The organism is Streptomyces sp. NPDC025793, from assembly GCF_055558375.1.
Genome location: NZ_JBVHMR010000004.1, coordinates 343,904 through 358,874 on the forward strand (window position 1 = coordinate 343,904; position 14,971 = coordinate 358,874).

12 protein-coding genes are annotated in these 14,971 nt (G+C 71.8%); 9 read left to right on the plus strand and 3 right to left on the minus strand.

Going from position 1 to position 14,971, the window contains the following annotated elements:
• Positions 1 to 48: 48 nt before the first annotated feature.
• Together ACZ4MF_RS11765 and ACZ4MF_RS11770 are read right to left on the minus strand one after the other, a co-directional pair.
• Positions 49 to 1,386: a 6-phospho-beta-glucosidase gene (locus ACZ4MF_RS11765; RefSeq protein ID WP_467491850.1), complete on the minus strand. Its 1,338-nt coding sequence runs from the start codon at positions 1,384 to 1,386 to the stop codon at positions 49 to 51.
• Positions 1,383 to 2,156, minus strand: coding sequence for a DeoR/GlpR family DNA-binding transcription regulator (locus ACZ4MF_RS11770; protein WP_467491851.1), 774 nt, complete (start codon positions 2,154 to 2,156; stop codon positions 1,383 to 1,385). The genes ACZ4MF_RS11765 and ACZ4MF_RS11770 overlap by 4 nt, the downstream gene beginning before the upstream one ends.
• Positions 2,157 to 2,313: 157 nt before the next feature.
• Here ACZ4MF_RS11770 and ACZ4MF_RS11775 point away from each other — a divergent pair, with 157 nt between their 5' ends.
• The 8 genes from ACZ4MF_RS11775 (at position 2,314) to ACZ4MF_RS11810 (ending at position 11,718) form a co-directional block, all read left to right on the plus strand.
• Positions 2,314 to 3,429, plus strand: a complete 1,116-nt coding sequence (locus ACZ4MF_RS11775; protein ID WP_467491967.1) for a PfkB family carbohydrate kinase — start codon at positions 2,314 to 2,316, stop codon at positions 3,427 to 3,429.
• Positions 3,430 to 3,472: 43 nt separating this feature from the next.
• Complete coding sequence (locus tag ACZ4MF_RS11780) at positions 3,473 to 4,759, plus strand: ABC transporter substrate-binding protein (protein WP_467491968.1); 1,287 nt, start codon at positions 3,473 to 3,475, stop codon at positions 4,757 to 4,759.
• Complete coding sequence (locus ACZ4MF_RS11785) at positions 4,759 to 5,718, plus strand: carbohydrate ABC transporter permease (protein ID WP_467491852.1); 960 nt, start codon at positions 4,759 to 4,761, stop codon at positions 5,716 to 5,718. Before ACZ4MF_RS11780 ends, ACZ4MF_RS11785 begins: the two co-directional genes overlap by 1 nt.
• Positions 5,719 to 5,732: 14 nt before the next feature.
• Positions 5,733 to 6,620 (plus strand): carbohydrate ABC transporter permease, encoded by an 888-nt coding sequence (locus ACZ4MF_RS11790; protein WP_467491853.1) that lies wholly within the window; start codon positions 5,733 to 5,735, stop codon positions 6,618 to 6,620.
• A gap of 116 nt (positions 6,621 to 6,736) precedes the next feature.
• Positions 6,737 to 7,282, plus strand: a complete 546-nt coding sequence (locus ACZ4MF_RS11795) for a DUF4981 domain-containing protein (protein WP_467491854.1) — start codon at positions 6,737 to 6,739, stop codon at positions 7,280 to 7,282.
• A gap of 53 nt (positions 7,283 to 7,335) precedes the next feature.
• Complete coding sequence (locus ACZ4MF_RS11800) at positions 7,336 to 9,162, plus strand: LamG-like jellyroll fold domain-containing protein (protein WP_467491855.1); 1,827 nt, start codon at positions 7,336 to 7,338, stop codon at positions 9,160 to 9,162.
• Positions 9,163 to 9,346: 184 nt separating this feature from the next.
• Positions 9,347 to 10,093: an IclR family transcriptional regulator gene (locus ACZ4MF_RS11805; protein ID WP_467491856.1), complete on the plus strand. Its 747-nt coding sequence runs from the start codon at positions 9,347 to 9,349 to the stop codon at positions 10,091 to 10,093.
• Between the two features lie 215 nt (positions 10,094 to 10,308).
• Positions 10,309 to 11,718 carry a glycoside hydrolase family 16 protein gene (locus ACZ4MF_RS11810; RefSeq protein ID WP_467491857.1) on the plus strand — a complete coding sequence of 470 codons (1,410 nt, stop codon included), beginning with the start codon at positions 10,309 to 10,311 and terminating at the stop codon, positions 11,716 to 11,718.
• A 70-nt stretch (positions 11,719 to 11,788) separates the two neighbouring features.
• Here ACZ4MF_RS11810 and ACZ4MF_RS11815 read toward each other — a convergent pair whose 3' ends face one another.
• On the minus strand, positions 11,789 to 12,718 hold the full coding sequence (locus ACZ4MF_RS11815) for a helix-turn-helix domain-containing protein (protein WP_467491858.1): 930 nt from the start codon (positions 12,716 to 12,718) through the stop codon (positions 11,789 to 11,791).
• A gap of 156 nt (positions 12,719 to 12,874) precedes the next feature.
• On the opposite strand from ACZ4MF_RS11815, the gene tkt reads away from it, so the two are divergent.
• The gene (tkt, locus tag ACZ4MF_RS11820; protein ID WP_467491859.1) at positions 12,875 to 14,950 is read left to right on the plus strand and encodes a transketolase; all 2,076 of its coding nucleotides are present in this window, start codon (positions 12,875 to 12,877) and stop codon (positions 14,948 to 14,950) included.
• Positions 14,951 to 14,971 lie beyond the last annotated feature (21 nt).

Here is a 14,971-nt window from a genome sequence, read left to right on the forward strand (position 1 = left end):
CAGGAGGGAGAGGCGAGCAAGGGGGATGAAAGCGCTTACTAACTCTGCTCACTTAAGGTACGCCAGGCCAGGATGGGCCTCGGTGTAGCCCTCGACCAGTCTGCGGGCGACGGTGACCGAGTCGACCAGCGGATGCAGCGCGAAGGCCTTCACGGCGGTGTGCCGGGAGCCGGACTCGGCGGCGGCGAGCACCTCCCGCTCGACGGCCTTGACCGAGCAGACCAGTCCGGTGGCGTGGCCGGGCAGCGGGGTGACCGAGACGGGGCGGGCACCGCTCGCGTCGACCATGCAGGGGACCTCGATGACGGCGTCGGCGTCGAGCGCCGAGAGGGTGGCGCCGTTGCGCACGTTCAGGATCAGCGTGGTCCGCTCGTCGCGGGCGATGGCCCGCATCAGGGCGAGGGCGACCTTCTCGTAACCGCCGGACAGGTCGTCGGCCTCGCGCTCCCCCGCACCGGCGCTCTCCCGGTTCTCGGCCATGTACGTGGCCTCGCGCTCGGCCCGGGTGCGGTCCCAGGCCGTGAGCGCGGAGGTGTCCGGGCGCAGGGCGTCGGCGTAGAAGCGGGCCTGCTGGTCGCGCAGGAAGGCACCCCGGGTCCGCTCGGCCTGCTGGTAGGCGTGCACGGCTTCCCGGTTGAAGTAGTAGTAGTGCAGGTACTCGTTGGGGATCGCGCCGAGCGACTGGAGCCAGTCGGTGCCGAACAGCCTGCCCTCCTCGAAGGAGCCGAGCCGCGCGGGGTCGGCGAGCAGGCGCGGGAGTTCGTCGCGGCCGGCGACCCGCAGACCGCGTACCCAGCCGAGGTGGTTGAGGCCGACGTAGTCGACGAAGGCCCGCTTCGGGTCGGCCCCGAGGGCGCGGGCGATGCGGCGGCCGAGGCCGACGGGCGAGTCGCAGATGCCGATGACGCGGTCGCCGAGGTGGCGGGACATGGCCTCGGTGACCAGGCCGGCCGGGTTGGTGAAGTTGATGACCCAGGCGTCGGGGGCGAGCCGGGCCACGCGACGGGCGATGTCGACGGCGACGGGGACGGTGCGCAGGCCGTAGGCGATGCCGCCCGCGCCGACGGTCTCCTGGCCGAGGACGCCCTCGGCGAGCGCGACCCGCTCGTCGTTCGCCCGGCCCTCCAGTCCGCCGACGCGGATGGCGGAGAAGACGAAGTCGGCGCCGGTGAGCGCCTCATCGAGGTCCGTGGTGGCGCTCACCCGGGGCGCGCCGGGGATCCCGGCGGCCTGTTCATCCAGTACACGGGATACTGCATACAGTCGACGGTCGTCCAGGTCATGGAGGACGACCTCGGTGACCCGCCCTTCGGCGTGGTCGGCCAGCAGTGCACCGTATACCAGCGGCACGCGGAATCCGCCGCCGCCCAGAATCGTCAGCTTCACGTCTGCACCCTTCCCCGGTCGTCCGCCACGACCACCTCGACTCCGGCTTCCTGCAAGGCGGACCGGGTGGCCGGGTCCACGGGCGCGTCCGTCACCACCGCGTCCAGGTCCTCGGGACCGCACACCCTGGCCATGCCCGTGCCCGGGAACTTGGCGGCGTCCGCGAGCAGCACGACCTTGTCGCTCGCCGCGATCATGGCCCGCTTGACCGGCACCTCGACCACGGTCGTGTCCATCACCTGCCCGCCGGGCCGGATACCGCTGGTGCCGAGGAAGAGCCAGTCGGCGTGCAGCTGGCGGAGGTTGTCCTCGGTGAGGAAGCCGACCAGGGAGCGGTACTCGCGGCGGACCATGCCGCCGAGCAGCACCAGCGCGATGTCCTCGTCGTCGGCCAGTTCCTCGTAGACGACGAGGTTGCTGGTGATGACGGTCAGGCGGCGGCCGTGCAGCTGCCGGGCGAGCCGGTACGCGGTGGTGCCGATGTCCAGCAGGACCGACTGGCCGTCGGTGATCATCGCCGCCGCGCGGGCCGCGACGGCGTCCTTCTCGGCGACCCGCACCTCGGCGACCTCGGCGAAGGGCTGGTCGCCCTCCTCGACGACCGCGCCGCCGTGGACGCGGGTGAGCAGGCCGTCGTCCTCCAGTCTGACCAGGTCGCGGCGGACGGTGGCCGGGCTGACACCGAGCTGCTCGGACAGCTCGGTGACGGAGGCCGGGCCGCCGGAGCGCAGGGCGCTCAGGATGCGTTGATGTCGTCGTTCTGCCAGCACGCCATGAACAGTACTCGTCATATCCGCTTAGCTCCATGCTCAGTTCTGCTCGACTATTGACCAACTCGGCCGAGGAGCGCACGATTCCGTGCACCGAAGTGAAGCGACCTGAAGAGTTCCGACGATCCGACGCCGACGAGAGGACGTCTTCGTGTCCGTGGACGACGAGCGGCCCGACGTGCTGCTGGCCGGGCTGCTCTTCTACGACATCGTCCTCACCGGGCTGCCGGGGCCGCCGGTGCCCGGCGAGGAGATCTGGACCTCCGGCATGGGCTGCGGCCCCGGCGGCATCGCCAACCTCGCCGTCGCCGCCGCCCGGCTCGGTCTGCGCACCTCGCTGGCCACGGTGTTCGGCGACGACTTCTACGGCGCCTGGTGCCAGGAGGTGCTGGCCGGACAGGAGGGCGTCGACCTCGGGCCGTCCCGCACGGCACCCGGCCGGCCGACCCCGGTCACCGTCGCCCTCGCCCTGCCCGGGGCACCCGGCGCGGACCGCGCCCTGGTCACCCACGGCGAGGAACCGCCGTACTCCCAGGACGAGTTGCTGGGCGACCCGCCCGCCGCGCGCACCGCGCTGGTCCATCTGGAGGCCGAGGCGCCCGCCTGGCTCGGCAAGGCCGCCGCGAACGGCACCCGCGTCTTCGCCGACGTCGGCTGGGACCCGACCCACCGGTGGTCCCGGGACGTGCTCGACCAGCTCGCGCTGTGCCACGCCTTCCTGCCCAACGAGGCGGAGGCGACGGCCTACACCCGCACCGACACGGCCGTCGCCGCGCTCGGGGTGCTCGCGGAGCTGGTGCCGGTCGCCGTGGTGACGTGCGGCGGCCGGGGTGCGATCGCCGTCGACCAGACGACCGGCGAGTACGCGCGGGTCCCGGCCCTCGACATCGATGTCGTGGACGCGACCGGCGCCGGAGACGTCTTCGGCGCGAGCTTCGTGGCCGCCTCGCTCGGCGGCTGGCCGCTGGCCGAGCGGCTGCGGTTCGCCGTCCTCGCCGCCGGTCTGTCGGTCGCCCGGCACGGCGGCGCCCTCGCGGCGCCCGGCTGGTACGGCGTCGACCGCTGGTGGCGGACGCAGCACGACCCCGAACTGCGGCGCGCCTACGGCTTCCTCGCCGGCCGCCTGCCCGCCGACCCGGGCCCACCACCCCGCCCGGCCCCGGTCACGCCGCCGGCGCGCCCCGCACGCGCGGCCCCGCCGCAGCGCCCCGCACCGGCGGCCTCGCTCCTGCCGCACCCCGACGACAGCCCGCCCGCCCCGCGGCGGAGCTGATCCCCCCTCGCGCGTCGACGACATCCGAAAGGCGGTGGGAGCTGTGCGGCTCTCCCGAAGAGGCCTGCTGCGGGCGGGCCTTGGCACGACGGCCGCCACGGCGCTCGGCGGCCTGACGTCGGGCTGTGCCGTGCCGACCGGCTCGACCGGCCGGAACATGGTCCTGTGGTACTGGGACGGCGGCCTCGGCGACACCGTCCTGAAACAGGCCAGGAAACGTTTCGACGGCTCCGTGGCACTACGGGCGGTCAAGATAGGCGGTTACTACCGCTCGAAGCTGATCACCACGATGGCGGGCCGGGCCCACATCCCCGACATCGCGGGCCTCAAGGGCGAGGACATGGCGTCGTATCTGCCCGATGCCGACCAGTTCGTGGATCTGCGCACGCTCGGCGCGGAAAAGCTCCGCAACCGGTATCTGGCCTGGAAGTGGGAGCAGGGCCGCGCGGACGACGGCCGTATGGTCGGATTCCCGATCGACTGCGGCCCGGTCGCGCACTACTACCAGTACGCGGTGTTCCGCCGGGCGGGCCTGCCGTACGAACCAGCCGACGTGTCACGGGAGCTGGACAGCTGGGAGAGGTTCTTCGCCGCCGGGGAACAGCTGCGAAAACGCATACCGGGGACGTGTCTGCTGACCGACATCACCAGTGTCTTCGAGATGTCGGTCAACCAGGGCACGAAGCGGTACGTCGACCGGGACCGGCACTTCATCGGCGACCAGGAGCACGTGCGTACCGCGTGGGACCGGGCCGTCGAGGCCAAGCGGCGGCGGATCGTCTCGGACCTGGTCAGCGGCACCCCGGACCAGCTCTCGGCCGTCCAGGACGGCAAGCTGCCCAGCCAGCTCAACGCCTCCTGGGCCACCAACGACATCAAGACCGGGGTGCCGAGGACCACGGGCCGCTGGCGGGTGGCGGCCTGTCCGGGCGGGCCGTCGAACATCGGCGGCTCGTTCCTCTCCGTCACCAAGGCCTGCCGGGAGCCGGAGGAGGCGTTCCGGATCATCACCTGGGTGCTGGACGCCGCCAACCAGGCGCAGGGCTTCGTGGACGCGGGCCTGTTCCCGTCCACCCCGGCGTCGTACGGACTGAAAACGCTGCGCGAGCCCGATCCGTTCTTCGGCGGCCAGATCACCATGGACGTCTTCGGGCCCGCGGCGCAGAAGATCCCGGTCGCCTACGACAGCCCGTACGACACCGCCCTGTCACAGCCGGTCAAGGACGAGATCAAGAACGTCGGCGTCCTCGGCAAGGACCCCGAGCAGGCCTGGAGGGACGCCATGCGCACCTGCAGGCGCATCGCCGAGCACCTGGGGGTGAGTCACTGATGGCCACGGCCCTGAACGACGAGCCCTCACCCGTGCTCGCGGATCCTCCCGCCGTCCGCGGCAGGCGGGGCCGGCGCGCCTACTGGCACCTCTACGCCGCCATCTCCCCCTTCTATCTGCTGTTCCTCGGCTTCGGCCTGGTCCCCGTCGGCTTCTCCCTCTATCTGTCCTTCCACCGCTGGGACGGCCTCGGCCGGATGGAGTGGGCGGGCCTGTCGCAGTACGCGTACCTGCTGTCGGACACCGACTTCTGGTCCTCGATCGGGAACACCGTCGTCATCTGGGCGCTGGCCACCTTCCCCATGGTCTTCCTGGCGATGGTGACGGCCGTGCTGCTCAACTCGGCGGTGCGTTTCAAGAACGTGTACCGGTTCGCGTACTTCCTGCCGAACGTCACCTCCGTCGTCGCCGTCGCGATCATCTTCGGCTCGGTGTTCTCCACCAACTTCGGCCTGGTCAACGCCCTGTTGCAGGCGGTCGGGCTGGACCAGGTGGCCTGGCTGAACACGCCCTGGGGCATCAAGGTCGCCATCGCCACGCTGATGACCTGGCAGTGGACCGGTTACAACGCGATCATCTTCCTCGCCGGGCTGCAGACCGTCCCGGGCGAGCTGTACGAGGCGGCACGGATCGACGGCGCCGGACCCGTGACGACCTTCTTCCGCGTGACGCTCCCGCTGCTGCGGCCGGTGCTGCTGTTCGTGCTGGTCGTCTCGACCGTGACCGGACTGCAGAGCTTCTCCGAACCCCAGGTGCTCCTCCAGAACACCGCCAACGAGTCGACCTTCTCCGGCGGCCCCGGGCACGCGGGCCGCACGATGGTCCTCTACTTCTTCCAACAGACCTTCGACAACAACGACTTCGGCTACGGCGCCGCCGTGGCCTGGGGCATCTTCCTCGTCGTCGCCCTCTTCTCGATCGTCAACTGGCGCCTGGTGCAGCGCCGCGGCGAAGAATAGGCAGGCCGGTCACCATGGCAACCACCCACGGCACACGACGGCCCCGGACCCGCCCCCTCAGCAGCTCCGGGAGCATCAGGGGTTCCCGCGGCAGAGGCATCGCGCTGCACGCCGTCCTCGTCCTCGGTCTGCTGCTGTCGGCCTTCCCGTTCTACTGGGCCGTGATCATGTCGACGCACACGTCGAGCGAGATCTTCTCCTTCCCGCCGAAGCTCCTGCCGGGCTCACACTTCCCGGAGAACGTCCGTCATCTGTTCGCGGCCGTCGACTTCTTCGGCTCCCTGCTGAACTCACTGCTGGTCGCGGGCTCGGTCACGGTGCTGGTGCTGTTCTTCGACTCGCTGGCCGCGTTCGTCTTCGCCAAGTTCGCCTTCCCCGGCCGGCGGCCGCTGTTCGCGCTGCTCATGCTGATCTTCATGGTGCCGGCGCAGCTGGCCGCCATCCCCCAGTTCGTGATCATGGCGAAGCTCGGCTGGATCGGCTCGATGACCTCACTGATCGTGCCGGCGTCGGCCAACGCCTTCGGCATCTTCTGGATGCGCCAGTACATGCGGGGCGCGATCCCCGACGAGCTGCTGGACGCCTCCCGCATCGACGGCGCGCACTTCCTGCGCCAGTACTGGCACGTGGCCCTGCCCGTGGTCCGGCCCGGGCTGGCCTTCCTCGGCATCTTCACCTTCATGAGCCAGTGGAACGACTACGCCTGGCCCCTGATCGCCCTGACCGACCCCGACAACGTCACCCTCCAGGTCGCCCTCTCCCAGCTGAACGGCACCCACGGCACCACCGACTACGGCATGGTGATGACCGGCGCCCTGATCGCCCTGGTCCCGCCGCTGATCGTGTTCGCGATCGGCGCCCGGCAGATCATCGGGGACCTCGCCAAGGGGGCCATCCGGTGAGCGAACCCGGTCGGGGGCCGGTGAGGGATCCCTTTCCGTAAGCGGTTACCGAGTCCACCCCGGCTCTTCAGAGCGGCTTCATCCCCCGGTCCCGGGGCCACGGAATGGTGCAGCGCGTGAGCGACGGAAGACCGGCCGGGCACACGGACACCAGACCGTACGAGCACCGGCAGCGCGAGGCCGCGGTCCGCATCCGGTGCCACCGGCACGAGGGAATCGTCCTCGCCAACGACCACCACGTCCCCGGTCTCGGCCGGCTGGCGGCGACCTGGGAGCTGCTGCGGGCCGACGGCAGGATCCTGGCCGCCCCGGCCGAACTGCCCGATCTGCGGCCGGGCGAGACGGCGGCGGTACCGCTGCCGTTCGGGCTGCCGCGGGACGGCGGCGCGACCTGGCTGACCCTGCGGGTGGTGACGGCGACGGACGAGCCGGGAGCGCCGCGCGGTACGGAGCTGTGCGCGCCCCGGGTCCTGCTGCCGGCCACGACCACCGCCCCCACCACCACGACCGCTGCCCCCACCACCACCGCCACCGCCACCGCCACCGGGTGTCCCGAACGCGCCGCGTTCGCCGGGCGCACCGAGGCCGCGGGTGCCGTACGACCGTCCCGTCCGGCACCGGCCGTGAACCGCCGCCGCAGCCGCCCCCTGCGCGCCCTGTGACCCCGCCCCTCCCCGCCCTTCTCAGTGATCTCAGCGACCTTTACGGAGCACACGTGTGTACGTCGCATGACCCCGTCCGGGACGAGGCCGCGCAGGCCGGTGCCGGACGACGCAGTTTCCTCAGAGCCACCGCGCTGCTGGGCGCCGCCGCCACGGCCGGGGTCGCGGTGCCGGCCGTCGCCGAGGCGGCCGAGAAGGGCGGCCCGCGGCCCGACCCGGAGAGCCGTCGCTTCACGCTCGCGGTGATGCCCGACACCCAGTACCTGTTCGACGGGCCGAGCATCGACGCGGCGCCCGTCGAGGCGTCGCTGCGCTACCTGTTGCAGCACGGGAAGGACGAGAACATCGTCTTCCTGTCCCACCTCGGCGACCTCACCCAGAACGGCGCCGAGGCCGAATTCACCGCGATCGGCAGGGCGTTCGGGATCCTCGACCGCAGGGGCGTCGGCTACAGCGTGCTGGCCGGCAACCACGACGTGAAGTCCTCGACGGACGACCAGCGCGGCCCGACCCCGTACCTGGACACGTTCGGCCCGCAGCGCCTCCGCAACAAGTCGACGTTCGGCGGCGCCTCTTCGGACGGCTACAACACCTACCACCTCTTCCGGGCGGCCGGTCGCGAGTGGCTGGTGCTGGCACTGGACTGGCGGCTGTCGGCCAAGGGATACTCGTGGGCGAAGGACGTCCTCGCCCGGCACCCGAAGACCCCCGTCGTCCTCACCACGCACGAACTCGTCGTCGGGGACGACCGGTTGTCGGACCACGGGCAGCAGCTGTGGGACCAGCTCATCGCGGACCACGACCAGATCTTCCTCACCCTGAACGGCCACTACTGGCCGGCCGGGCGGGCGGTGCGCAAGAACGCGGCGGGCAACGAGGTGCACCTGCACCTCACGAACTACCAGAACCGCTACTTCGGCGGTGCGGCGATGATCCGTCTGTACCGCTTCGACCTGGACCGGAACGTCATCGACGTCGAAACCGTTTCCCCGTGGATCCTCGGCCGGGCCGCCGAGGGCCTGAACGCGCTGGAGCGGCAGGAGCTGGAGCTGAGCGGCGACGCGGACCGCTTCTCGGTGGACATCGACTTCGCGGCCCGCTTCGCGGGCTTCGACCCGGTGCCGGCCCGCCCCGCGCGGCCCGCGTCGAAGATGCTGATCCCGGGCACGGCCGCCTACTGGCGCTTCGAGTCGGCCGTCTCCGGCACCGTCCGTGACCTGTCCGGCCGGGGCAACGACCTCACCGTGGTCACGGTGGGCGGCGGCACGCTCGGCTGGTCGGCCGACCACCACCCCGACCAGCCGGGCCACGGCAGCCTGGAGTTCCAGGGGTACAAGTCCCCGCTGAGGGGCGCGTATCTGCGCACGGTGGACGGTGCGCCGCTCAACTCGGCCACTTTCGAGAACGGTTACACCATCGAGGCGTTCTACCGCCTCCCGGCCGACTGGGACCCCGCCCACCACGCCTGGTCGGGCATCGTCGGCCGCACCGGCACGGGCGGCGCCGCCGGCAAGACCGGCGACGATCCCGACGAGCCGCTGGCCACCCTCTCGCTGTCGGACGACCGTGAGCCGCAGTGGGCGATGCGGCCGCTCAACCAGGAGGGCATCGCCACCAACTGGGGGCAGGAGACGGCGCTGGAGACCTGGTGGCACCTCGCGGTCGTCAACGACGGCACCCGCACCACCCTCTACGTGGAGGGCTGCCCGGTCGTCCGCAATCCCAAGGCCCCCGCCGTCGGGATCGCCTCCGTCGGACTGCCGTGGCTGCTCGGCGGCTACGAGTACGCCGGAAAGATCGACCAGATCCTGCACGGCCGCCTCGGCGACGTACGGATCGTCTCCCGGGCGCTGCCCGTCGCCGCCTTCATGACCCACTGACCCCGCCCCCCGGGCCGAGGATCACCGGCACCGAGCAGCAGCGACCCACGGCCCGCAGAACCGACCGGAGCCCGCCGGACCACGGCGTCCTCACCCGCGCCCGCTGTCACGGCGGGCTCCCGCGCGTACTGTCGGCGATGACGATCCCGGCGGGGGCGAGCGACGACAGGGCGAGGTGGGTGCGGTGGGCGAACGGTCCGCTCCCGACCGGCTGCTGGCCGTGCTCGCCGCGTTCGACCACGAGCATCCCGCCCTGTCGCTGACGGACATCAGCCGCCGGGCCGGGCTCAGCCTCACCACCGCGCACCGGCTGGCGGGGGCCCTGACCGCGTGGGGCGCGCTGGAGCGCGACGCGTCCGGGGTCTACCACGTGGGGCTGCGCCTGTGGGAGGTGGCCACGCTCGCCCCGCGCGGTCTCGCCCTGCGCCAGCTGGCGCTGCCGTATCTGGAGGACCTGTACGAGGCGACGCACGAGAACGTGCAGCTGGCGGTGCGGGACGGCACGGAGGTCGTCTACGTCGAGTGGCTGCAGGGCCGTTCGGCGGTGGGCGTGCACATCCGCATCGGCGCGCACTGGCCGCTGCACGCCACCGGCGTCGGCCTCGTCCTGCTCGCGCACGCCGACCCGGCCGTCCAGGAGGAGTACTGCGCGGGGCCGCTCGCCTCCTTCACGCCGTACACGCTCACCGACCCGGCAGGTCTGCGGCGCACGCTCGCCGAAGTGCGCCGCTCGGGTGTGGCGGTCAGCGAGCGTCAGGTCACGCAGGACGCGCTGTCCGTGGCGGCGGCCGTCCGCGGTCCGGGCGGGGAGGTGGTCGCGGCGGTGTCGGTGGTGGTGCCCCGGGACGGCGCCCAGGTGCCGGCGCTCGCTCCGGCGGTCCGGCTGGCGGGCCGGGGGATCTCCCGGGCCCTGGGGTGGCGGCCGGTCTGAGCGGGTACGGGTGGCTTCACACCGTGAACTCCCCCGCGAATCAAGGACTTTCCTTGTTTCAAGGCTTGACGGTCGCGGGGGCGGGGAGCACATTGGCGGCACCCTGAGAGCGCTCTCAGCCGACCGGCCGTGGGAGCGCTCTCGCACCTCCCGCACCCCGCACTTCCCCTACCCCGCACCTCCCCCACTCCGTACCCCGGACCCGAGAGGCCCCCGTGAACGCACCCTCCGGCATACCCAGACCCCGCCCGTCGCGGCCCCGCCCCCTGCGCCGCGCGCTCGTCGCCGTCGTCGCGACGCTCGGCCTGTCCGCGGCCCTCGCCACGGCCGCCACCGCACCCGCGAACGCTTCCGCGCCCGCGCCCCCCACGGGCTGGTCCCAGGTCTTCCTGGACGACTTCAACGGCGCGGCCGGCTCCGGCGTGAACACCTCCGACTGGCAGTACGACACCGGGACTTCGTACCCGGGCGGCGCCGCGAACTGGGGCACCGGCGAGGTCGAGTCGATGACGTCGAGCACGAACAACGTGGCGCTGGACGGCAACGGCGACCTGCTCATCACGCCGCGCCGCGACGCCTCCGGCGACTGGACCTCCGGCCGCATCGAGACCACCCGGACCGACTTCCAGCCCCCGGCCGGCGGCAAGCTGCGCGTGGAGGCCCGGATCCAGATGCCGAACGTGACCGGGGACGCGGCGGCCGGCTACTGGCCCGCCTTCTGGATGCTGGGCGCGCCGTACCGCGGCAACTACCAGAACTGGCCCGGCGTCGGCGAGCTGGACATCATGGAGAACGTCAACGGCCTGAACAAGACCTGGGCCACGATGCACTGCGGCACCAGCCCCGGCGGCCCGTGCAACGAGACCACCGGCCTCGGCAACTCCACGGCCTGTCCGAACACCACCTGCCAGTCCGGCTTCCACACCTACACGATGGAGTGGGACCGCTCGGTGAGTCCGGAGGCGATCCGCTTCTACGTCGACGGCGTCAACTACCAGACGGTCACGGCGAACCAGGTGGACGCGACGACCTGGGCCAACGCCACGAACCACGGCTTCTTCGTCATCCTGAACGTGGCGATGGGCGGCGGTTTCCCGTCGGCGTTCGGCGGAGGCCCGACCGGCGCCACCGACCCGGGGCACCCGATGGTCGTGGACTACGTCCAGGTGCTCCAGTCCGGCGGCAGCGGCGGCACCACTCCCCCGCCGGGCAACCGCGACGCCTACAGCCCGATCCAGGCCGAGTCCTACGACGGCCAGTCCGGCGTCGGCACCGAGACGACCACGGACACCGGCGGCGGGCAGGACATCGGCTACCTCGCGAACGGCGACTGGGCGTCGTACAAGGGCGTGAACTTCGGCTCCACGGCGGCCACGCAGTTCTACGCCCGGGTGGCGAGCGGGGCCGCGTCCGGGGTGAGCGGTCTGGTCCAGGTACGGCTGGACAGCCCCACCAGTCCCCCGGTCGGCAGCTTCTCGGTGGCCGGCACCGGCGGCTGGCAGTCCTGGCGGACGGTCCCGGCCAACATCAGCCCGGTGACCGGCACCCACGACGTCTATCTGACCTTCTCCAGCGGCCAGCCGGCGGACTTCGTGAACGTGAACTGGTTCGACTTCGGGCACTGACGCCGCCCGGAGGGCAAGAGGGTGGCTCCACGCTGCGTGGAGCCACCCTCTTGCCGTCTGAGCGCGCCGCTCAGCGCAGCTCGGCCCGGAACCCCACCGGCGTCCGGCCGGTGTGCAGCTGGAAGAACTTGGAGAAGTTCGCCGCGTCGGGGAAGCCGACGGCCGCGCCGACCCGGCCGATCGGCAGGTCGGTGTGCGCGAGAAGGCGTTTGGCCTCCAGGATCACGCGTTTGTCGATGAAGCCCTTCGGGGTCTCGCCGGTGGCGGCGCGCACGGCGCGCACGAGGGTGCGGCGGGAGTACCCGAGGGCGTCGGCGTAGGCGCTGACGCTGTGGTTGGCGGCGAAGCCCTGCTCGACGGCGTCCCGGAACCGGGTGAAGGTGCTGTCCGTCTGTTGCCGGGAGGCCTCGGCGGAACTGGCCGCGAGGTGGGCGAGGCGCAGCAGGAACGCGGTGAGGGTGTGTCTGAGGACGGCGGTGTGCAGGCTGAGCGGGAGGGTGGCGGTGTCCTCGTACTCGCGGCGGAGCTGGTCGAGGGCGGCCTGCAGTGCGGTGAGCCGGGCGGGGTCGGGGTGGAGCAGGGGCGGGAGGTCGTAGCGGTACAGGCCGGTGGCCTCCACGGTGGCGCGGGGCAGGAAGCCGGGCTGCATGGTGAGGACGGTTCCGTGGTACGCGCTCTCGCGGGAGAAGCGGTGGACCTGCCCCGGGCGGATCCACAGCAGGTCGCCCGCCGAGGCCTCGTACTCGGCGAAGTCGATCATGTGCCGTACGGGACCCTCGGTGAAGAGCATGACGACGTGGAAGTCGATGCGGTGGACGCGCTCCAGCGGGGCGTCGGCGTGCCAGGTGCGGCCGGTGCCCATGGGGCCGACCTGCATGCCGACCCGGCCGACGGCCAGCTCGGTCGGGAAGGGGAAGGTCCTGATCCCGCCGCCGTCGCCGTCCCCGGCACCGCCGCCGTCCGTGGCACTGCCGTCAGCTTGTGACGTTCTGTCAGCCATGTCCTGTTCGCGCCGTCCCTGCTCCGTGATCACTGTTGATCGCTGTCCCAGATTCACCACAGACTGACACACCCCGACCTTCCTTCTAAAAAGTCAGACTTTTAAGTTTGAACGCGTCCGGCCAGCCATTCCGCACTGAACGAGGACTTCTTGAAGATGACCACGCAGACTTCCGACAGCTTCGAGTGGACCGACCTCGACCGGCGCGCCGTCGACACGGCCCGTCTGCTGGCGGCCGACGCGGTACAGAAGGTCGGCAACGGGCACCCGGGCACGGCGATGAGCCTGGCGCCTGCCGCGTACACGATCTTTCAGAAGGTGATGCGTCATGATCCTGCCGACCCGGAGTGGGCCGGTCGGGACCGCTTCGTCCTCTCCCCCGGTCACACCTCGCTGACCCTCTACACGCAGCTGTTCCTCGCCGGGTACGAGCTGGAGCTGGACGACCTGAAGGCCTTCCGTACCCAGGGCTCCAAGACGCCCGGCCACCCGGAGTACGGCCACACCGCCGGCGTCGAGACCACCACCGGGCCGCTCGGCCAGGGCGTCGCCAACGCCGTCGGCATGGCCATGGCCGCCCGCTACGAGCGCGGCCTGTTCGACCCCGAGGCCCCCGAGGGCGCCTCCCCCTTCGACCACACCGTCTGGGCGATCGTCTCCGACGGCGACCTGGAGGAGGGCGTCTCCGCCGAGGCCTCCTCGCTCGCCGGCCACCAGAAGCTCGGCAACCTGGTCTTCGTCTACGACGACAACCACATCTCCATCGAGGGCGACACCGCCACCGCCTTCTCCGAGGACGTCCTGAAGCGGTACGAGGCCTACGGCTGGCACACCCAGCGCATCGAGCCGACCGCCGAGGGCGACGTCGACCCCGAGGCCCTGTACCGGGCGCTGCGGGCCGCGCAGGCCGAGACCGCGCGGCCGTCGATCATCGCGATGCGCACGATCATCGCCTGGCCCGCCCCGAACGCCCGGAACACGGAGGCCTCCCACGGCTCCGCGCTCGGCGCGGACGAGATCGCGGCGACCAAGCGGCTCCTCGGCTTCGACCCGGAGCAGACCTTCCAGGTCGAGGACGAGGTCCTCAGGCACGCCCGCCGGGCCCTGGACCGGGGCGCGGAGGCGCACGCCGCCTGGGACAAGCGGATCGCCGAGTGGGCCGGCGCCCAGCCGGAGCGGGCCGCGCTGTTCGAGCGGATCGGCAAGGGCGAGCTGCCCGCGGGCTGGCAGGACGCGCTGCCGGTGTTCGAGGAGGGCAAGTCGGTCGCCACCCGGGCCGCCTCCGGCAAGGTCCTCCAGGCGCTCGGCCCGGTGATCCCCGAGCTGTGGGGCGGCTCCGCCGACCTCGCCGGGTCCAACAACACCACGATCGACAAGACCAGCTCCTTCCTGCCGCAGGGCAACCCGCTGCCCGGGGCCGACCCGTACGGCCGTACCGTCCACTTCGGCATCCGCGAGTTCTCCATGGCCGCGGAGATGAACGGCATCGCCCTGCACGGCAACACCCGCGTCTACGGCGGCACCTTCCTGGTGTTCTCCGACTACATGCGCAACGCCGTGCGGATGTCGGCGCTGATGCAGCTCCCGGTGACGTACGTCTGGACGCACGACTCCATCGGCCTCGGCGAGGACGGCCCGACCCACCAGCCGGTGGAGCACCTGGCCTCGCTGCGTGCCATCCCGGGCCTGAACGTCGTCCGCCCGGCCGACGCCAACGAGACCGCGATCGCCTGGGCCGAGATCCTGAAGAGGCACGCCACCAGCCCCGCCCCGCACGGGCTCGCGCTCACCCGCCAGGGCGTGCCGGTGTACGCGCCGAACGAGGACGCGGCCAAGGGCGGCTATGTGCTGCGCGAGTCGTCGACCGAGGTCCCGGAGGTGATCGTCATCGCGACGGGTTCCGAGGTGCACCTGGCCGTGTCCGCGCGGGAGGCGCTGGAGGCGGAGGGGATCGGCACGCGCGTGGTGTCGATGCCGTCCGTGGAGTGGTTCGAGGAGCAGGAGCAGGCGTACAAGGACTCCGTCCTCCCGCCGGCCGTGAAGGCCCGGGTCGCCGTGGAGGCCGGGATCGCACTGACCTGGTACCGCTACGTCGGCGACGCCGGCCGGATCGTCTCCCTGGAGCACTTCGGCGCCTCGGCCGACGCGAAGACCCTCTTCGCCGAGTTCGGCTTCACCCCCGAGAACGTCGCCGCACAGGCCCGCGCGTCGCTCGCCGCCGCGCGCGCCTGAACCCGACGCGACAAGACAACT

Coding starts and splice junctions, on each gene's coding strand:
- ACZ4MF_RS11785 (WP_467491852.1), top strand. CDS start 4,759: ATGGCCACGGCCCTGAACGACGAGCCCTCACCCGTGCTCGCGGATCCT.
- ACZ4MF_RS11790 (WP_467491853.1), top strand. CDS start 5,733: ATGGCAACCACCCACGGCACACGACGGCCCCGGACCCGCCCCCTCAGC.
- ACZ4MF_RS11815 (WP_467491858.1), bottom strand. CDS start 12,718: ATGGCTGACAGAACGTCACAAGCTGACGGCAGTGCCACGGACGGCGGC.
- tkt (WP_467491859.1), top strand. CDS start 12,875: ATGACCACGCAGACTTCCGACAGCTTCGAGTGGACCGACCTCGACCGG.